The following is an 18,943-nucleotide window of genomic DNA, read 5'->3' as shown; positions in this document are numbered from 1 at the left end:
AGTCGGTTGTATCCTATGAAGCAAAAATTAGCGTTGCAGAAGTCCTGTTGTGCCGCTGGGATGCGTGATAGAGCCGCTGGTGTGGCGACCGTTCATGCATCTCTTGGCTACACAGGTTCAGGCACCGCGATACCAATACGAATGACGCCCTTCCATGTGTCTCCATCATACAATGGCCACACAACCTCCCGAATCGGTGCTCCTTCGTATTGAACGGTTTGATAAAAGAGTGCAGGTGTTTTAGAGGTCCGGTCCCAGGCCCCCTCGGGGTACTGCACACGATCGCGCGAAAATTCGTATGCTCTCGTCACGGTCCCGTCGCTGGTTTGAATGGCAGAGTACAGCAACAGCGCGCTGTTGCCAAACACCGGATGATAACGAGCCAATGATGTATTTGCAAGGTAAGAACCGCCGAGTAGCGTCGCAACCGTGCTTCCCATGGAGGGGTACACGGTTTCGAACACCGTCTCGTACAGCGCCCGCCAAAGGGCGGTTCGGTTTACATCCTCAAGCAAATTTTCAAGTAAAACGGTTTCTTCAGGCGTCGTCGACGTCCCGTATTGGACGACGAAATACCCGGCATCGATGGGCGTCAAGAGCCATGCGCGGCCGGTTGCCTTGTCTTCAAGCAACGACACGTTGCCCACTGCATTGTCGAGCAGCGTTGGCGCAGGCGTCGCGGTTGCGTCTTGCCCCATCAGGATGGCATCTGAGGCACCACCGCTCGTCATGAGGTAGATGCTTTGGATATACGGCGGATATTGGATGCGACGGATCTCGCTGTTGATATAGCTCAGTGCCGCCGATGCCGTCATTCCATCAAACACGACCCGTCCCATCTCGACGATTGGCTCCAAGAAGCGCCCGCGCACCGAAGTAAGGGTGGCGAGCAAATACGACGGGTTGGTGTTGCGAATCGCCAGACGCTTCGAAAGGGCAAAGGCCGCATCGAAGCGCGTGGTAATCATGTACACCTCGTTGAGGTGGTCGGCCACTTGCGTCCAGGTCGTAAACGATGCGCCGCTGTTCCAATTGTCGAGGGCGGCCTCGTAGCGCTGGATCGCCGAGGCATACGCCTGTACTTCGCGGGCCGCGTTCCCGCAGTAGATGCGCATCCGAAAGGTGTCGGTGTACCTCGGATACGACCGGCACAGCCGGTGGGCACCGGCGTACGAGCCATTGGTGTACCGCGCCGCGACCAACGAACGCAGCAGGCCCGCCGCGTTGCGCGTGATTTGGCCTACGGAGGCCGCGGGTAGATTGTCGGCGTTTGTAGCGGTCGATATAAAGTTGAGCTGCGCGGCGGCACTGCCATTTTGTATCGCCTGATACCACGCGGAAAAGAGATCCCCCATCTTTTCCTGCACGGGCGCGCTGTCGCACTGCGCAATGGTCGTATTGAGTACCCGAAGGGCCCGCTCGAAGTCGTTGCGGTCCAGCAAGTTATCAACGAGCCCTAGCTGGCGGTTGGCGAATCCCTCGCAGTTCGATTGCGCGCCCGCAGCGGGCGGTGCCCATGCAACAGCCATACACAGCAGCAGGAGCCCCACCCCCATACGCCATCGCCGAGCCCCTCCGGCTATCCTCCCGAAACCCCTAGTGTGCGGCATAATATTGATGTGCGGTTGTAAGCTGTTGGGACATTTCTATGGTTGCAGGTTCAGCACCTCGGTGAATGATACACATACGCTGGCAAAAAATACAGCTTTACCTCGCATGCAATTGGCACGCCTGCATTGAATGCCCAAACGCGCTCTGTTCTAGGCGTGTTCTTCCTCTTGGCGCGGCGGGAACGGATAGGTGCGTACGCGGCCCAGGTCGCGCTGCAACTCGCCGGCCTCGACAAGCACGACCGAGATATTATCCATCGACCCTGAGTAGTACGCTAGCGATACGAGCGACTCGGCTGCCGTTTGCAGGTCGGGGGTTCCCATCATGTACGACTTGAAGAGCTGGGCCTGGTCTTGCAGCTGGTCTACAATCAACCCGTCAGAGCAAAGCAAAAAGCCGTCGCCCGAGGCTAAGGTGTACGCCGTGCGGTCTTGCGGAAAGAAATCGGGCGTGTCGTCGCTGCCGTCCAGGGTTTTATTGATGATGTGGCCGTACTGCGCTACAAAATCCGGGTCGAGCGGTTGTCCGCCGGACTTCTTCTTGAACTCGTTGAGGTAGGAGTGATCTTCGGTCACTTGCTCCATCTGGCCCTCATGCAGCCGGTAGACGCGGCTGTCGCCCAGATTGCCAATGATGTACTGCCCTTCATAACCCAGCATGCACGTGAGGGTGGTGCCCATGCCTTCCAGATCGGGGCGCTCGTCGGTTACGGCCCGAATAGCCGCCTGACAGCGGCTGTACATCTCCCCCATAATCTCTTTCAGATCGCTCGGGGCCACTTGTTTTTGCATGCGCACCGCGAGGTACTCATTGCACGTATCGAGCACCGTTTCGCTGGCAATCTTTCCGCCGGCCACGCCGCCCATGCCGTCGGCCACCGCAAAGAAGAACGCCCCCGGGCCGGGATAGCAGTGCAGCACATCGTCTTGGTTGACGTCACGGCGCCCAGGAAATGTTGTGCCGTGTGCAGTAAGGGGTATCATAACGAAAGAGTCGTCAGTCAGGCGGTAGAGACGCGAGGCCAAGTGGGCCCGTTACGCGATACAAAACGAAACGGTACTCACCAAAGAACCGCAATGAATACAATACGCAACAGGCATGCGAGAAAGCAACAGCGGCTGTTAGGCGCGCAGGGCATGTAGGACATCGGTTATAAAATGGGAGGGACCATCGAAAGCGTCAAGGAGCACATCGGGGCCGGCTTGCGCCAGCTGGTCGCGGCTGTGTGCGCCGGTGCACACGCTTACCGCCCGCACCCCCGCGGCCCGCGCACATCCGATGTCGTGGATGGTATCGCCCACAATAATGGTGCGGTGCGGCGCAAACGCACGCCCCGCATGCACCGCCGCCCGCTCCTGTGCAAGCGGCGGAAGGTCGTTTCGGTCGGTATGTTCATCGCCGAACCCGCCAAAGGGAAAATAGGAGGCACAGCCGACGAATGCCAACTTTTGATAGGCCACCGCCTCCACGTTGCCCGTCACCAGCCCCAGCTGCACCTCCGGATGCGCAGCCAGCGCCTCAACCAGGGCCACAGCACCCGGCAGCGCGCGCACATCCGGCGCCGCAAACGCCTCGCACGCCGCCCGCCCATACACCGCAAGGGCCTCGTTGAGCGCGCCCTCGGTGGGGGCAATGCCGTTGCGCTGCAGCACCGTCTGCATGATGAACCGATCGGTGCGGCCCGCAAAGTCGACGCCCGTCGTATCCAGCCGGCGGCCGCTCCACGTGTGCAGCGCGTCCTCCACCGCCGCGCGGGCCACGCGGTGGTCGGCCGTCACCAACGTGCCGTCGATGTCAAATAACAGTAGGTGCATAGCGCAAGATAAACCGTACAGTGTCCCCCTTTCCACACGACGGCGCGCCGCGCTGGTTCGGCGAACCCGCTCTTGCGCGTGGCATACCACCATCACGTTTTGTGCTTATCACGTTTTGTGCTTGCCCGCAACCTCCTGCTTTGCATGGCTACCTCCTCCGACCGCACGCTGTACCTCATCGACGCCATGGCGCTGGCGTACCGTGCGCATTACATCTTCATCAGCCGCCCGCTCATCACCTCGAACGGTGAAAACACCTCGGCGGCGTTTGGCTTCACCAACTCGCTGCTGAAGCTCATCGACGACCACTCGATCGAGCACATCGCCGTTGTGTTCGACGCGGCCGGCGAGGAAGGGACCTTCCGCGAAGACATCTACGAGGAGTACAAGGCGCACCGCGATCCGCCGCCCGAGGAGCTCCTCGAAAACCTGCCGCGCATCAAAGATATCGTGCGGGCCATGGACATCCCCGTGGTGGAAGTGCCCGGCGTGGAGGCCGACGACGTCATCGGCACGCTCGCGCGCTCGGCCGAGGCCGATGACACCGATGTCGTCATCGTATCGCCCGACAAGGACTTCAAGCAGCTCCTGTCCGATCGCATCTCGATGTATAAGCCGGCCCGCGGCGATCAGGATTTTGAGGTTATCACGGCCGAGTCGTTCCGCGAGGAGATGGCGCTGGACCCCGCCCAGTTCATCGACATGCTGGCACTGTGGGGCGATTCGTCGGACAATGTGCCGGGGGTGCCGCTCATCGGCGAAAAGACGTCCGCCAAATTTCTGCGGGAATATGACTCGATGGAAAACATCATCGCCCATGCCGACGAGATTGGCGGCAAGCGCGGCGAAAACCTGAAGGAGTACGCCGAGCAGGCCCGCATGAGCCGGCGCCTCGTGCGCATCAAAACCGACCTGGACGTGCAGTACGACTGGCACGAGCTGCGCCGCGCCAACCCCGACGAGGCTGCACTGCGCCAGCTCTTTCAGCGCTTCGAGTTTACCTCGCTGATCGACCGCATGGACCTTAACGGTGCGGAGACGGACGCGCCCATGAGTGACGACACGCCCGACGACCCGGCGCTGTCGTTCGACTTTGGCCCGTATGAAGAGGTGCAAACGATTGATGCCGGGGCGGTCGACTATGCGTTTGTGCAGACCAAGGAGGAGCTGGAAGACTTTGCTGAGACGCTACGCGAGAAGACGCGCTACGCGTTCGATACCGAAACCACCTCTACCGACCCGCACTACGCGAGCCTCGTGGGGATGTCGTTCGCATGGGCCGCGCAGCACGCGCGCTACGTCCCCACGCCGCTCCCAGACGGCACCACGACCGAGGACGTGCTCGCCGTTTTGGGGCCCGTGCTGGAGCGCGACACCACCAAGATAGGCCACAACATCAAGTACGACTGGCTCGTGATGAAGCGCCACGGCGTGGTGCTGGGCGGACCGGTGTACGACACGATGGTTGCCCACTACCTGCTCGCGCCCGAGGAGGCCCACAACCTCACCGACGTGGCCCGCGCCCTCCTAAACTACAAGATGGTGCCCATCAGCGACCTCATCGGCGAGGGGGCCAGCCAGCGCTCCATGCGCGACGTGGCCGTCGACGACGCGGCCCGCTATGCCTGCGAGGATGCCGACATCACGTGGCGCTTGGCCGACACGCTCGACGACAAACTCGACGACGTGCAGGCGACCGCGATTGTGCACGACATCGAGTTCCCGCTCGTGCGCGTACTGGCCCGCATGGAGGCCCGCGGCATCCGCATCGACACCGACATCCTCGACCGCATCTCTGCCGAGCTGCAGGAGAAGCTGGAACGCATTGAGGCCGAGATTTTTGAGCACGCCGGCGAGACGTTCAACATCAACTCGACGCAGCAACTCGGCGAAATCCTCTTCGAGAAGCTCGACCTGCCGGTGATCTCCAAGACCGCCACCGGCCGCCCCTCCACCAAAGAAAGCGTGCTGCAGGAGCTCTCCACCGAGCACGAGATTCCAGGCCTCGTGCTCGACTGGCGCTCCACATACAAGCTCAAGAGCACCTACCTCGACACACTGGGCGAGCTTGTGCATCCCGACACCGGGCGCCTCCACACCAGCTTTAACCAAACGCGCACGGCCACCGGACGGCTCTCGTCGAGCGACCCCAACCTTCAAAACATTCCGGTGCGCACCGCCGTGGGCCGCGAGGTGCGCAAGGCGTTTGTGCCGCAAGACGACTGGCAGCTGATGGCGGCCGACTACGCCCAGATCGAGTTGCGCATCCTGGCGTCGATGAGCGGCGACGAGGCGATGCAGGAGACCTTTCGCACCGGCGGCGACATCCACACCGACGCGGCGGCCCGCGTGTACGACATCGCCCCCGACGAGGTGACTGCCGACCAGCGGCGCAAAGCAAAGGAAGTCAACTACGGCATTCCGTACGGGGTGTCGCCCTGGGGGCTTGCGCAACGCCTCCGCATTGAGGTCGACGAGGCCCAGACGCTCATCAACCAGTACCGGAAGTCGTACCCCGGCGTCTCGCAGCTGCTCAACCGGCTGGTGGAGGACGCGCAGGAGAAGGGCTATGCCGAGACGCTGCTGGGCCGCCGTCGCTACGTGCCCAACATCAATGCCAAGAACAGCAACCGCCGTGGCGCAGCGGAGCGTGTGGCCGTTAACATGCCCATTCAGGGCACGCAGGCCGATATGATCAAGATTGCAATGAACCGCATCCAGGAGCGGCTGGACGATGAGGGCCTCCACAGCCGCATGCTGCTGCAGGTGCACGACGAGCTGGTGTTTGAAGTGGCCCCCGCGGAGGAAGACGCCCTGCGCGCGCTGGTGAACACCGAGATGAAGGACGCCCTGCCGCTGCAGGACGTACCCATTGTGGTCGACATTGGCGTAGCCGATAACTGGCTCGACGCCCACTAACGCTCCCAGGGCCTGCCCAGCTCAGGCGGTCATGCCGCCGTCCACCATGTGGCGGGCGCCGGTGATGTAGGCGCTTTCGTCGCTCGCCAAGTAGAGCATCGCCCGGGCGACATCGTCGTTGTCGGCGTAGCGGTTGAGCGGGATGGCTGCCTCAAACTGTTTTTTCGCGGCCGCCGGGTCGTCGGGCGCAAACCCAGATTCCAACGACCGCATCATGCGGTTGTCCACCGGTCCCGGATGCACCGTATTCACGCGGATGTTGTGCGGCGCGCCCTCTCGGGCAGCCTCGCGCATGAGCCCCACCACGGCATGCTTGCTCGTGGTGTACGCCGACACCTGTCCGGTGCCCTGCACGCCCGCCACCGACGATGTGATGATGATGCTCCCACCCCCGCGCTCTGTGAGCGCAGGAAACGCGTGGCGCAGTCCCAAAAACACGCCGCGGACGTTCACCGCAAGCACCTGGTCAAACGTCTCCAGTGGATAGTCGGTGAGGGGCGCATGCACACCCTCAATCCCGGCATTGGCCACGAAGATGTCGAGCCCGCCAAACGCGTCACGGGCCGTCTGCACGAATTGGGCGTTGGCCTCTTCCGTGGATACGTCGCCCGCTACGGTGGCGACGTGATCGGGGGCACCGAGGGTTGCTGCCGCTTCTTGCACTGCTTCTTCGTCGCGGTCCGCCAGCACAACACGTGCGCCCTCATCCACAAAGCGCTGCCCCGTGGCGCGTCCAATGCCCCCGGCGCCGCCTGTAATCACCGCAACTTTTCCGTCCAGTCGTCCCATGGCCTATAGTCCTCATTCGTTGTTGGTGGCTTCGCTCGCTTCGTCCTCCGCCTGGGGCGTGTAGCGCGGCGGGTCGCTCGCCGGAAACGTCTCGCGGGTGGCCTCCGCAACTTCCTCATCCGTTGCTTGCGACGCCTCGTCTACGTCAGCAGATTGATCCTGTGGCTCGTCGGTATCAGGCATAGTGGTATCCATGGTTTGGAATGATGCAGATGCTGTGATGATACAGCCCTTGGCCGGTCGGTTTGTTTCCCACAAGAAGTGAAGAGAAGCCGTTGGCGTATATTGACAAGCGATTGTTACACATATCCACCGACGAAGCGGCCTAACCAGCCACTGTGGCGCTGCACGCTTGCCTCTCACCCGGCGTACCGATCAGCTTCTGAGCGTACGGCTTGCATTCCACACGCCCGGGTATGACATTGACTGGACTGCCAACAGCCGCAATGATTGCATGAATCGCTTCCAGCGCCGGTTGTCTTACGTCCTTCTGCTTGCGCTGCCCGCGCTTGGCGTGCTCCTGTGGCGCACGACGCCCGCGCCGTCTCCAACCCCTGCTGCCCAGCACCGCCCCAGCACCGACACGCGGGTGGGCCTGGGCTACAGCGCGCATCCCACACAGCCCATGCCCCTCGCCGTGCTTCCCGAAAGCCTTGCGGCAGGGACGCGCGTCACCGTTCTTCCCTTCGGGCGTGCGCCTACCGGCGGACTGCTGCCGTCGCGCCGGTTACGCTTCTTGCGGGTACTCCACGCCCCAGCCTGCACGCAGCGCATCCATCACGGCCGCCATGGCCCGGCTTTCGTCCAGCGGCAGCACGGGACTTTCGGTGCGGCCCTCGCGCAGACATCTCATCACGTGGCGCGCCTCAAACTGGTAGCCGTTGCCTTCAAACGGCGCCGCGATGCGCTGGGTGGTGCCGTCAGCACGCGTCCACGTAAACGGAGCGCCTTTCCACCAGGCCCGCGTGCCTTCGAGGCGTCCATCGGGGCCCGCGATGCTGCACGTGCGCCCAAGATCGGCGCGGAGGGAGGCATGCCATACGGCCTGCGCACCGCTATTGTACGAAAAGACGGCGCCGCACTGCGCATCTACGCCTGTGGGCGCGAGCGCGGCCGTGGAGGTGTGGGCGTCGGGCGGGCCCAGCACATCGAAGGCGAGCGCAATCGGGTAAATGCCCAGGTCGAGCAGGGCCCCGCCGCCCAGGGCCGGATCGTACAGGCGGTGGCGGGGGTCAAACGGCGTAGGCGCGCCAATGGTCGCCTGCATGGCCTGCACAGCGCCCACCGCCCCATCGCTCAGCAGCGTGCGCACGCGGTGCATCACCGGCAAAAAGCGTGTCCACAGGGCTTCCATCAGAAAGACGTTGTGCGCCCGGGCGCTCGCAATCAGCCGATCGGCTTCCGACGCATTCAGGGCCAGGGGCTTCTCGCACAACACCGCCTTTCCGGCTTCGATGGCGCGCATAGCATGCGTCGCGTGAAAGACGTGCGGCGTGGCGATGTGCACCACGTCAACGGCCGGGTCCTCCACGAGGGCCGCGTAGGAAGCGTGCCGGTGCGGAATATCGAACCGATCGGCGAACGCGTCGGCGGTTGCTGCCTTCCGCGATCCCACGGCCACCACGTCGGCCGCGGACAAGCGCTTCAGGTCGTGCGTCACATCGGAAGCGATGCGGCCGGTTCCCAGAATGCCCCAACGAATGGTGTCCATAGCCCTTGTGTTGTGACGGTTAGTGACGCTGAAACGACATAGGGGCTACGTGTGGCGGACGTCTGCTGCAATGGCAGATGCCGCTTTGGGCCACCACGTCGCATCGATCGTCAGGGCATGCGCGAGGCGTTGCATGTAGTCGGTGCGCGGGATGTCGACCACCCCAAACTGCTCCAGGTGCGCGTTGCTGTACTGCACATCGAGCAGCGCAAATCCCCCGGCGCGTAGCTGCTGCACCAGGTGGACGAGCGCGACCTTCGAGGCGTTGCTCACCCGAAAGAACATCGACTCGCCAAAGAACGCACCGCCCAGCGCCACGCCGTAGAGCCCGCCGGCAAGCGTGTCGTCGTCGGTCCAGCACTCTACGCTGTGCGCCGCTCCCTGCTCGTGCAGCGCCGTGTACGCATCAATGATGGGGGCGGTGATCCATGTGCGCGAGCGATCGGCGCAGGCCCGGATGACGTCGGGGAAGGCCGTGTCGGTCGTTACGCGGAAGGGCTGCCGTGCCACGCGGCGCGCGAGATTGTGCGGCACGTGGAACGCATCGAGCGGCAAAATGCCCCGCGGATCGGGGGCGTACCAGTGGATGCCGCCGTGCGCATCGTCGCCCATCGGAAAGATGCCCTGCGCGTAGGCCTGCCGGAGGAGATTGGGGGTAAGCGTCACATCTTCAACCATACGAACCAGCTATCCGAACAAGTAGAGCAGCCCCTTGATGGCCGGCCAGGCCAGCAATATCGCCAGCACCCATGCAATCCACGAGGCGTTGCCCAGCGGCCGCCCCGGAAATTCGTAGCCGCAGTAGGGACAGGTGTCGTCGACGTCGTCGGGGAGTTCGAGCCCGCAGGCGGGGCACGCATCAGGGACAGAAGGCATGCCGAAGCGGTTTGGTTAGAGTTGCGCCGCCAGCTCGCGCAGCAGCATGTTCACGTCCTCTTCGGGCATCTCGTCGGGGTCGAGGGCCGCGGGGCCACCCGACGCGCGCGGCGGATCCCAGTCGATTTGGCGCAGCACAAGCGCCGCCGCGCCGGTAGCCGCGGCGGTGAGCAGGAGGGCTTTCGTCAGTTTACGCATGGCGACACAGCAGTCTGCAAGGAAACGGGCCGTTGCCAACGCCGCCTTGTGCCGAAAGTTCGGCGGCCCGACTCACGGCCGAAAACGGCGATCGGTGAGTTCACGCGCCTCCGCATCCGTAATAACGCGCCAGTACGGGGCACTGAGCCGGCCGCTGTCGGTGCGCCGGAAGGTGGCCCGAATGAGCAGGTGCTTGTCGGTTGCCGCGGCCTCGGGGAACGAGAACGCGCCCCAATGCAGGATCCAGTAGGCGCGCGCCGGATCGATGCCGAACTGCCGCCCCACGCGGTCGGCCAAGAAGCGGAGGTCGCTCACGATGGTGGGGCCTTCGTTGCGCGCCAGTTCTTTGAGGACGACGGTGTGCACGCGCGTTTCGGCATCGGGCGGGGCCGGGTAGAGCTGCACGCGGGTGATGCTGGTGTTGCTGTAGCCGCGCCACGTAAACAGCGTATCGGCCCGCGGTTGCGCGGCCGCCGCGGGGCACAGCAGGCCCAAGAGCATGAGTCCTCCGACCAAAGAGCGCATGGGGCAGCGTTGTTGGGGAACGGGCGTGCACCGGTGCAGACACACGCGAGGCCCGCGGCGCAACGTGCCGGGATGCTTCGGGCCATCGAGGCGAAAGCGACGCGCCGTTCGTTGCAGGCCTGTTCCCAAAGGGAACGCACACTGCAGCTGTGAAATGGACGGCCGCAAATCATTGGCGTGCGCCCACCATCCAAAAAAAAGCGGCACCGGGCGTTGTGCGCCCCGTGCCGCGTGGCTGTTCATTGTAACGTCGTTGCGCCTACAGGCCAAACCGCAGGCTGAGCGACGACGTGAACGTGCCGTTTTTAACGTCCAGCTCGCCGGCGGTGTCGTCGAGGGCAACCAGCCCCAGCCCATAGCGGGCGTCGAGGGCGATCTCATCGAGCACGCCGCCCGTGAAGCTCGACACGTCGAGCCCAATTTCGCCACCGGCCACGCCGCCGAAGTCAACCGACTTCAGGCTGTCGTCGACGTCAACGCCATTCTGCTCAGCGCCAACCAGGAAGCTCACCTGCGGGCCCACATACAACCGTGGCGTAATGACGCCATTCAGCGGGGCGCTCAGCTTGAGGAGCACCGGCACCTGGATGTAGTCAAGGCGCCAGCGGAGGTCCGAGGTGGTGCCCTCAAATTCGATGTTTTTGCCGCCCTTCACCGTGTACAGCACCTCGGGCTGAATGGAGAACGCGTCGTTGACGACGTACGTCGCAAAGAGGCCGCCCGAGAAGCCCGGACGATAATCCGACTGCGCCACATCATCGCCATACACCGTAGACTGCGCAAATCCGCCGCGCAAGCCAATTTTTAGAGGCGACTCCTGCGCCTGCGCCGGGAGCGCAAAAAACGCGAGGAGAAGCAGGGTTGCAATCGTGCGTGTTATCTTAGACATTGTGTTGTGTGTCTGTGGAAAGAATTCGTTCGTTTCACAGAGCCCAGCGCTTGCTTCTGCCCAACAGCTTGGTCCCTGGTGTGGCAGAGCGGGCGCTTTTTTGTGGGCCCCGTCGTCGTGTCTGCAAGGTGTACACAGGCGTTTGCACAGAAGATCTGTGTCAAAACACATTTTTACATTCTTGCAGGTTCATCTAAAAGCCAGGCGCGCCTCATTCCCCAGCGGGCTTTTGACGATTCAAAAGCTTTTTCGGAATATTCTAGTCCGCTCCATCACCGTTAGCTTCCTTCTATAATCAACCACGAAAGAATATTTCATCGCGCATATCAGTGGTGCAGCAGACGCATTGCTACCTGGCACCTGGTACGTACCCCTGTGGGGGTTCTCGTTACATGGCGCGTTCCCACAACCTCACGGACCGTGCCGAGACCAGGCTCTCATGCTTTCAATGCGCCATCGGCCCGAACGTCTGATTGTAGCACACCGTTTATCGTAACGGAGGGGTTGAATTTTAACGGAATCGTGGAGCATTCCGGTTGCCCCCCTGGTAGAGGTGTTAGACCAAACTCTTTTTGACGCAATAGCCACGCAACAATGGATCACAAGGAAGGGGCGTACAAAGTCCGCGACATCAGCCTCGCGGACAAAGGGCGCAAGCGCATCGAATGGGCCGAGAGCCGCATGCCCGTGCTGATGCAGCTGCGCGAGAAGTTCTCCGAGAGCAAGCCGTTTGACGGCTACAAAATTGCCGGATGCTTGCACGTAACCAAGGAAACCGCCGTGCTGGTGGAAACGCTGGCCGCCTGCGGCGCCGAAGTGGCCTGGAGCGGCTGCAACCCACTGTCGACGAACGACGAAGTGGCCGCCGCGCTCGCCGAAAACGGCATGGCCGAGATCTATGCCTGGTACGGCCAGAGCACCGAGGACTTCTACTGGAGCATCGACCAAACCATCCAGCCGAAGGCGCCCCACCTGACGCTTGATGACGGCGCCGACCTCATCTTCCGCGTCCACTCCGAGTACCCCGAGATGGCCGACACCATCGTGGGCGGCTCCGAGGAAACCACCACCGGCGTGCACCGCCTCCGCGCCATGGACGACGACGGCAAGCTGCTCTACCCTGTCTTTGCCGTGAACGATGCCGAGACGAAGTGGGACTTCGACAACGTCTACGGCACCGGCCAGAGCACCATCGACGGCATCCTGCGCGCCTCCAGCGTAATGCTTGCCGGCAAAAACTTCGTGGTTGCGGGCTATGGCCATTGCAGCAGCGGCGTAGCGATGCGCGCGAAAGGCATGGGCGCCAACGTCATTGTAACGGAAGTGAAGCCGACGGCCGCACTTAAGGCCACCCTCGACGGCCACCGCGTCATGACGATGGACGAAGCCGCCGAGATTGGCGACATCTTTGTCACGGCCACCGGCATGAAGGATGTCATCCGCGGGCGTCACTTCGTGAAGATGAAGGACGGCGCCGTGGTTGCCAACACCGGCCACTACGATGTGGAGCTCAACCTGAAGGAGCTGGCCGAGCTCTCCATCGACACCCGCCAGGTGCGCGATAACAACCGCGAGTACACGCTCGAAAACGGCAAGCGTATCTTCGTGCTCGCTGACGGGCGCCTCGTGAACCTTGCAGCGGCCGAAGGCCACCCGAGCGAAGTGATGGACATGAGCTTCGCCAACCAGTTTATGGCCCACCTCACGCTGGTGCGCAAGCACGAAAGCGGCGACCCGCTCGGCCCGCACGTCATCGACCTGCCCGAGGAGCTCGACCAGCGCATCGCGCGCATCAAGCTCGGCACGATGGGCATCGACATCGACGAACTCACCGACGAGCAGGAGGCGTACGCCACGGATTATTCCGCGGGCACGTGAGCGCCCTGTGACGTTGCTTCAAGAAGGACCCAAGCGCCTGTCTTTGCGGACGGGCGCTTGTTTTTTTGCTCCCCCTGACTTGTACAAACCAGACACCATGAGCGATCAGGAAACCGCCAAGCAGGCCGCCGGCACGCAGGCCGCCGCGTGGGTCGAATCCGGAATGGTGGTGGGCCTGGGCACCGGCTCAACCACCGCCTTTGCCCTCAAGGCGCTGGGCGCGCGCATCCAACGCGACGGCCTGTCGGTACAGGGCGTGCCCACGTCGTTTGCTGCCGAGCGCCTGGCGCGCACCGTCGGCATTCCGCTGACGACGCTCGACGCACACCCGACGCTCGACCTCGCGCTTGACGGTGCGGACGAAGTGGCCCCCGGCGGGGCGCTCATCAAGGGCCGCGGCGCGGCGCATACCCGCGAGAAGGTGGTGGCCACGCAGGCCGATCGCTTTGTCGTGCTCGCCGACCCCTCCAAAACGGTCCAGCAGTTGGGTACGCAGGCGCCGCTGCCGGTGGAGGTGCTCCCCATGGCTGCAACGCCTGTGCAGCGCCGCCTGGAGGCCCTGGGTGCCACCGTGGAGCTGCGCATGGGCCGCGGCAAAGACGGCCCGGTGGTCACCGATCAGGGCCTGTGGGTACTGGACGCTACGTTTCCCGCGGGCATCGACGATGCACCGGCCGTCCGGCGCGCACTCAACGACCAACCCGGCGTGCTGGATCATGGCTTGTTCTTGGACCTCGCAACGGATGTGCTGATCGGCCAGCCGGACGGCAGCGTGCGCCACGAGACGTGGTAGCGCGGTTCAGGCCGCCGACGCGCCCACGGCCTGAACCGCCCAACCGGCACGTGCGTTGGGGGTTGGCATGGTCTGTTGCACAAACCCATTGCGCATTATGGATCACGCACCCCGCATCACGCACTGCGCCTGGGGCACCATCGAACTGGACGGCTACGAGACGCCGTTCAAGGACGTGAAGTGCTACCCCGGCGGCGCCCGCGCGTGGGACTGGACGGAGACAGGCACTCACCACACGCCCGGGATTCAGCCGGCCGACGTCGAGGAGCTCGTGGCCCACGGCGCAACCGTCGTGGTTCTCTCGCAGGGCATGCACGAACGCCTGCAGGTGATGCAAGAAACGCGCGACTGGTGCGCGGCCCGCGAGGTGACCGTGCACGTGCTGCCCACCGACGCGGCCGTCACGAAATACAACGCGCTACGCACCGAACGCCCAACCGGCGGCCTCTTTCACTCGACGTGTTGAGCCGTAAGCAGCCCCTGGAAGCGATCCACTTCCACCTGTAGCCGTTCGTGTTGCCGGACGAGCCGCGGATCGGAGCGGGCGGCGGTGCGCGCCAGCATCTGCTGATAGAACCACTGCTGCTGTCCGGGACCCGCGCTGAGGCCCGCGCGCTGCGGCCCATCCGAAAAGATGTCGATGCCGCGGTCGAGGCTCTGGTTCATCGTCCACAGGTTGTGCAGCTTGTCGGCCAGACTGATGGCCACCGCCGCATCGGGGGCATCCGCAATCTGCTGGAGGTAATCGTCCTTTCGCGGCTTCCAGGCGCGGGGCTCTCCCTGCGCGCCCAGCTTCTGCTCGCTCACCCAGGCCACCAGCGTCGTCACCTCGGTGCCCATGGCATCGCGGAGCTGCCGCCGCGCCAGCCGCTGGCCGTGCCGGTTGCGGTCTTCTACCGCATCGTGCAGGTACGCAGCAGCCACCGCCGGATCGGGCCATCCGGCCCGCTGTACGATGTGGGCCACGGCCGTAAGGTGTGCAAACGCCGGGGTGCGCGGGGCCTCGTGGGCCTCGGGTGCAGAAAGGGGCGGGCGCCAGGTGCCTTTTCGGTACGTAGCATCGTGCCACTGGGCCGCGTACTCGATGGCACGCTCCACCAGCGGATTGAGCAAGTCGTCCTCCATAAACCGGTCGCTATAAATCCACAATTTGATGCGACGACGTGTCCAGCGCAAGCGCTGCACGTAGCTGGTCAATCAGCGCCGGGCTGTACTTGTTCAAAAAGTACAGGATGGAGAGCGTGCGCTCTTGCAGTTGGCCGGCCGGCCGCAAATTGTGGTAGGCCTTGTCGAGCTGCGCGCGCACCTCTTCCTGCTGGCGCTTCTCGGCCCGCACCACGCGTTGCTTCAGGTCGTTCAGGTCGTCCATTAGTGCCGCGCGCGTGGCTTCGGCCGACGACACGAGGGTACGGTCAACCGCCTCTACCGCGGGCTTCAGCGCATTGATGGCCTGATGCAACTGCCGCGTCGCGTCGCCAAACACCGCGTCGACGTCCACGTCCATCTGCTCCAGGACCACCGACTGAAACAGCTGCTCCGGGTCGGCCGACAGGTCGGGCACGGCAAGGTCGAACTTGTCCAGCACCTTGCGCACCTTCGACTCGACGAGCGACACGCTGGCGCGTGGATAGATGAGCGGCATGTGGAGCTCGGCCCAGTCGTACACGCCCTTGTACTGCGCAAAGTAGGATACCTCGCCCGGGCCGGCCACGTAGGCCGTGGTGGGCAGCAGCAGGTCTTGCATGAGCGGGCGCAGCACCACGTTGGGACTAAAGCGCTCGGGGGCCGCTTCCAAGTGATCCAGCAGCTCGGAGCACGTGAACGACCGCTCGGTGTCGCGCAGCACGAACCGGTTGTCGCCCACGTAGTCGATGGGGCGGCGCGCGTCGTCGAGCCAAAAGAGGTTCGTGGGCCGCGCGTGCACCTGGGCGTGGTAGCCCGCCTCGGTGAGCGCATCGCTGGCCGACCGCACGCGGGCCACGGGCGTCTCGGGGTCGGTTAGGTCGCGCCGGAAAAGGGGCGCCACGAGGCGCTTCAAGCGCGCGTCGTCGGGGTTCAGCAGCACCAGGCCGGCCCCGCCAAAGAGCTGCTGCATGAGCTTGGCAAACGCATCTTCGATGGACGTGCCCGGGGCGTAGGCCGCATGCACGAGATCCATGACGTCCGGCTTGAAGTCGGACGGCGGGAGGGCCGCATCGAGCGCATCGAGCACCGGCGCCAGGGCATCGTCGGTGAGCGGCAGGCGCCCCACCGCCCCCGGGTTCTCGGGCAATCCGTCGGGCGCGTAGGTGAGCGTGCGCAGGTCGTTGCGCTCCAGCACATGCGCCTGGGCAATCTCGGCCATGTCGTGGTCTTCGCCCTCGACCCAAAACACCGGGACCACGGTGCGGCCGGTTGCCTCGGCCATGCGTTCGGCGAGTTGGAGCGCCGTGAGCGTTTTGGTGATGGTGTAGAGCGGGCCGCCCAGCAGGCCCACCTGCTGACCGGTGACGACTGCCACCGTATCGGGCGCGCGGAGCGCTTCGATGTTCGCGGCCGTCGCGGGGGAGCAGCCCCAGGCGTCGTTTTGCTCGGTGAGCACGTCGGCCAGCACGGCCCGGTCGGCCGGTTGCCCCGCCGCCCGCTCGGCTGCGCGCGCCCACGCCGCCTCGGCGCGCCAATCGTCGGCATAAAAAGACGCGACGGCCTCGAAGCGCGTCGCGTAGTCCACAAACAATTCCGGAAAGGCCCCGAGGGCATCAAGGGCACATCGATCAATAGCGGGCAGCGTGTCGGCAGGCATACAAGAGCAGACAGATGGGCACGAAGCGAACGCGCGCGGCCCCGCAGCCATACGGCCGGGCCGCCGTACGTCTAGTTTTGGTTTTGCTGGCTTTTCAGTTGTTCAATTTCGTCGCGCAGCTCGGCCGCGCGCTCATAATCCTCCTCGTCGATCGCCTTTTGGAGCTTCCGCTCCATCCGCTCCAGCTTCGTTCCGCCGGTTTCTTCCTCGCTTGAAGCCGTCGACTCGGCTTTCTCGGCAAGCGACGACATGCTCGTCTCCTCGTCTTCGGCCACGATGCCGGCCTCCTCAAGCACCATCGGCGCCACAAAGATGGGCGCGCCGACGCGCACCGCGAGGGCCACCGCATCGCTGGGACGGGCGTCTAGCTGCTCCTCGTCGCCGTTGTGCGCGTACCGGATCTTGGCAAAGAACGTCCCTTCGCGCAGCTCGTCAATCACGATTTCGCTGACATCGACCTCGAACGACTCGAAGGTGTCGCGCAGCAAATCGTGCGTCATGGGCCGCGGCGGCTGGATCTTTTCTAACTCCAGGGCAATCGCCTGTGCCTCAAACGCCCCAATGATGATAGGCAGACGGCGGTTGCCATCCACCTCGCCCAGCACCAACGCATAGGCGCCGCCGCTGGAAGGACTAGTCGAGAGGCCGATAATGTCTACGCGGATAAAATCCATCGCGTGGGAACTGTGGAAATAAGCAAAATACGAAGCAAGCGACCCGGCGGGCGTACATTATGCGCCGCGTTCATGTAGCGCATCATCCAACGCTTCCAGAAATGCCTTGTTCTCCGCCGGCGTGCCCGCCGCAACGCGCAGAAAGCCCGCCAGCGACGCGTAACCGCCCATGTTACGCACCAGCACGCCCCGGTCGGCCAGGCGTTCTTGCAAGCGCGTGGCCTCCCCCGGCGGCTCGAACAGCACGAAGTTGGCCTGGGAAGGGACCACCGTAACGCCGCTTCGTGCGGCGAGCGCCTCGGTAAGGCGGGCGCAGCTGTCTTTCATCTGCTCCACGCGCTCGGCAATGAGCGCCGGGCGCTCCAACAGCGCGAGGCCCGCGGCTTCCGCGAGGCGGTCCACCATAAACGGGAGGCGCGACTTCGTGACCTCGCGCACCAGGCGCGGATGTGCCATGATGTAGCCCAGGCGCAGCCCCGCCAGGCCGTACGCCTTCGAGAAGGTGCGCATGATGACCACGTTGGGATGCGCGTCGAGCAAGGAAAGGGCGCTGCCCTCAGGGTTGAACTCGACGTACGCCTCATCCACGACCACAATGCCGGGGGCTGCGTCTACCACACGCTCAATTTCTGCCAAGGGCATGGCCAGCCCGGTGGGATTGTTGGGCGACGTAAGCACGGTAAACGCCGCGCCTGTGCGCTGCACGGCGTCTACGAGTGCGTCGGTGTCAAAGGAGAGGTCGTCGCGCGGCCCCACGCTCGTGAGGTCGGCGCCGTAGAGGTGCGCCACCTTTTCGTAGAGCGAAAACATGGGGCGCGGCAGCACCACCGGCGTGCCCGGGTCGATAAAGCACAGCCCAAAGGTGTAAGTGAGTTCGTTCGATCCGTTGCCCACCAGAATGTGCTCCGGCGTTATGCCGTGCGCCTCCGCGAGGGCCGCGCACAGCTGATGCGGCTGCTCGGCCGGGTACCGGTTCGCCTGCAGGGCGGCCAGGTGCTCGTGAAGCTCGTCGCGCACGTCGGCCGGCAGGTCGTACGGGCTTTCGTTTTGGTTGAGCTTCACCTCGGCCCGCGAGGGCGCCCCCACCACGTACGCTTTTTCGTTGCGCACCGCCGAACGCACGTGGCGCAGCACGTCATCTACCGAAGAAGAAGGAGCCGATGTAGCCATAACGCAGCCGAAGGTTATCCATGAGAGAAACGAACCGAGCCACTTCGCATCCGGAAGGCGCCCCCGCGCACAGGGCGGATGCTGCCTGACCAGCCGAATGGTTGTTGGCAAGTATAAGACACAGCAGGGACAAGCGCGGGTCCGTCATTGATTTTTTGAACGCCCGCTCCATGCCGCCACGCGACGCGCAATCTTTCTAAGATGGTGCATTTGCGTGCTTGTACGGTCACGCAAGCATAAGATGCACATGGTTTCTTTAGTGTCGCGTCCTCGTTACATTGTCGGGCAACGATCTACTGCCCAGCGCTCACCGC

19 protein-coding genes are annotated in these 18,943 nt (G+C 63.8%); 4 read left to right on the top strand and 15 right to left on the bottom strand.

Annotation, left to right across the window (positions count from 1 at the left end):
* Positions 1–107: 107 nt before the first annotated feature.
* From SALLO_RS0111855 to SALLO_RS0111845, 3 genes are all read right to left on the bottom strand, one after another.
* The gene (locus tag SALLO_RS0111855; protein ID WP_028567202.1) at positions 108–1,529 is read right to left on the bottom strand and encodes a hypothetical protein; all 1,422 of its coding nucleotides are present in this window, start codon (positions 1,527–1,529) and stop codon (positions 108–110) included.
* 231 nt (positions 1,530–1,760) lie between these two features.
* Positions 1,761–2,594: a protein phosphatase 2C domain-containing protein gene (locus SALLO_RS0111850; protein WP_028567201.1), complete on the bottom strand. Its 834-nt coding sequence runs from the start codon at positions 2,592–2,594 to the stop codon at positions 1,761–1,763.
* 138 nt (positions 2,595–2,732) lie between these two features.
* Positions 2,733–3,425: an HAD family hydrolase gene (locus tag SALLO_RS0111845; protein WP_022836520.1), complete on the bottom strand. Its 693-nt coding sequence runs from the start codon at positions 3,423–3,425 to the stop codon at positions 2,733–2,735.
* A gap of 144 nt (positions 3,426–3,569) precedes the next feature.
* Here SALLO_RS0111845 and polA point away from each other — a divergent pair, with 144 nt between their 5' ends.
* Positions 3,570–6,344 (top strand): DNA polymerase I, encoded by a 2,775-nt coding sequence (gene polA, locus SALLO_RS0111840; RefSeq protein WP_022836519.1) that lies wholly within the window; start codon positions 3,570–3,572, stop codon positions 6,342–6,344.
* Between the two features lie 21 nt (positions 6,345–6,365).
* Here the strand turns inward: polA and SALLO_RS0111835 are convergent, their stop codons facing one another.
* From SALLO_RS0111835 to SALLO_RS0111800, 8 genes are all read right to left on the bottom strand, one after another.
* Positions 6,366–7,133: an SDR family NAD(P)-dependent oxidoreductase gene (locus SALLO_RS0111835; protein ID WP_022836518.1), complete on the bottom strand. Its 768-nt coding sequence runs from the start codon at positions 7,131–7,133 to the stop codon at positions 6,366–6,368.
* Between the two features lie 12 nt (positions 7,134–7,145).
* Entirely contained in the window at positions 7,146–7,316 is a 171-nt protein-coding gene (locus tag SALLO_RS18495; protein WP_022836517.1) for a hypothetical protein, read from the bottom strand.
* Between the two features lie 544 nt (positions 7,317–7,860).
* Positions 7,861–8,844: a Gfo/Idh/MocA family protein gene (locus SALLO_RS0111825; RefSeq protein WP_022836516.1), complete on the bottom strand. Its 984-nt coding sequence runs from the start codon at positions 8,842–8,844 to the stop codon at positions 7,861–7,863.
* A gap of 45 nt (positions 8,845–8,889) precedes the next feature.
* The gene (gene aat / locus SALLO_RS16925) at positions 8,890–9,510 is read right to left on the bottom strand and encodes a leucyl/phenylalanyl-tRNA--protein transferase (protein WP_228702810.1); all 621 of its coding nucleotides are present in this window, start codon (positions 9,508–9,510) and stop codon (positions 8,890–8,892) included.
* 21 nt (positions 9,511–9,531) lie between these two features.
* Positions 9,532–9,720, bottom strand: coding sequence for a zinc-ribbon domain-containing protein (locus SALLO_RS0111815; protein ID WP_022836514.1), 189 nt, complete (start codon positions 9,718–9,720; stop codon positions 9,532–9,534).
* A 15-nt stretch (positions 9,721–9,735) separates the two neighbouring features.
* Positions 9,736–9,918: a hypothetical protein gene (locus SALLO_RS0111810; protein ID WP_022836513.1), complete on the bottom strand. Its 183-nt coding sequence runs from the start codon at positions 9,916–9,918 to the stop codon at positions 9,736–9,738.
* 72 nt (positions 9,919–9,990) lie between these two features.
* Positions 9,991–10,443, bottom strand: a complete 453-nt coding sequence (locus SALLO_RS0111805) for a hypothetical protein (protein WP_022836512.1) — start codon at positions 10,441–10,443, stop codon at positions 9,991–9,993.
* Positions 10,444–10,702: 259 nt separating this feature from the next.
* Positions 10,703–11,332 carry a porin family protein gene (locus SALLO_RS0111800; RefSeq protein ID WP_022836511.1) on the bottom strand — a complete coding sequence of 210 codons (630 nt, stop codon included), beginning with the start codon at positions 11,330–11,332 and terminating at the stop codon, positions 10,703–10,705.
* A gap of 594 nt (positions 11,333–11,926) precedes the next feature.
* Here SALLO_RS0111800 and SALLO_RS0111795 point away from each other — a divergent pair.
* From SALLO_RS0111795 to SALLO_RS0111785, 3 genes are all read left to right on the top strand, one after another.
* Positions 11,927–13,210 carry an adenosylhomocysteinase gene (locus tag SALLO_RS0111795; RefSeq protein ID WP_022836510.1) on the top strand — a complete coding sequence of 428 codons (1,284 nt, stop codon included), beginning with the start codon at positions 11,927–11,929 and terminating at the stop codon, positions 13,208–13,210.
* A gap of 97 nt (positions 13,211–13,307) precedes the next feature.
* Positions 13,308–14,003: a ribose-5-phosphate isomerase RpiA gene (rpiA, locus tag SALLO_RS0111790; protein WP_022836509.1), complete on the top strand. Its 696-nt coding sequence runs from the start codon at positions 13,308–13,310 to the stop codon at positions 14,001–14,003.
* 97 nt (positions 14,004–14,100) lie between these two features.
* Positions 14,101–14,469, top strand: a complete 369-nt coding sequence (locus SALLO_RS0111785) for an Mth938-like domain-containing protein (protein WP_022836508.1) — start codon at positions 14,101–14,103, stop codon at positions 14,467–14,469.
* Here the strand turns inward: SALLO_RS0111785 and SALLO_RS0111780 are convergent.
* The 4 genes from SALLO_RS0111780 to hisC form a co-directional block, all read right to left on the bottom strand.
* Positions 14,454–15,128 (bottom strand): HD domain-containing protein, encoded by a 675-nt coding sequence (locus SALLO_RS0111780; RefSeq protein WP_022836507.1) that lies wholly within the window; start codon positions 15,126–15,128, stop codon positions 14,454–14,456. The genes SALLO_RS0111785 and SALLO_RS0111780 overlap by 16 nt on opposite strands.
* A 10-nt stretch (positions 15,129–15,138) precedes the next feature.
* On the bottom strand, positions 15,139–16,785 hold the full coding sequence (gene bshC, locus SALLO_RS0111775) for a bacillithiol biosynthesis cysteine-adding enzyme BshC (protein ID WP_028567198.1): 1,647 nt from the start codon (positions 16,783–16,785) through the stop codon (positions 15,139–15,141).
* Between the two features lie 71 nt (positions 16,786–16,856).
* Positions 16,857–17,459: a bifunctional nuclease family protein gene (locus tag SALLO_RS0111770; protein WP_022836505.1), complete on the bottom strand. Its 603-nt coding sequence runs from the start codon at positions 17,457–17,459 to the stop codon at positions 16,857–16,859.
* 57 nt (positions 17,460–17,516) lie between these two features.
* Positions 17,517–18,629 (bottom strand): histidinol-phosphate transaminase, encoded by a 1,113-nt coding sequence (gene hisC, locus SALLO_RS0111765; RefSeq protein ID WP_028567197.1) that lies wholly within the window; start codon positions 18,627–18,629, stop codon positions 17,517–17,519.
* Positions 18,630–18,943: the final 314 nt, after the last annotated feature.

Origin of the sequence: Salisaeta longa DSM 21114 (assembly GCF_000419585.1) — a bacterium.
Lineage (GTDB): Bacteria > Bacteroidota > Rhodothermia > Rhodothermales > Salinibacteraceae > Salisaeta > Salisaeta longa.
This window is presented reverse-complemented; position numbering and strand designations above follow the sequence as displayed.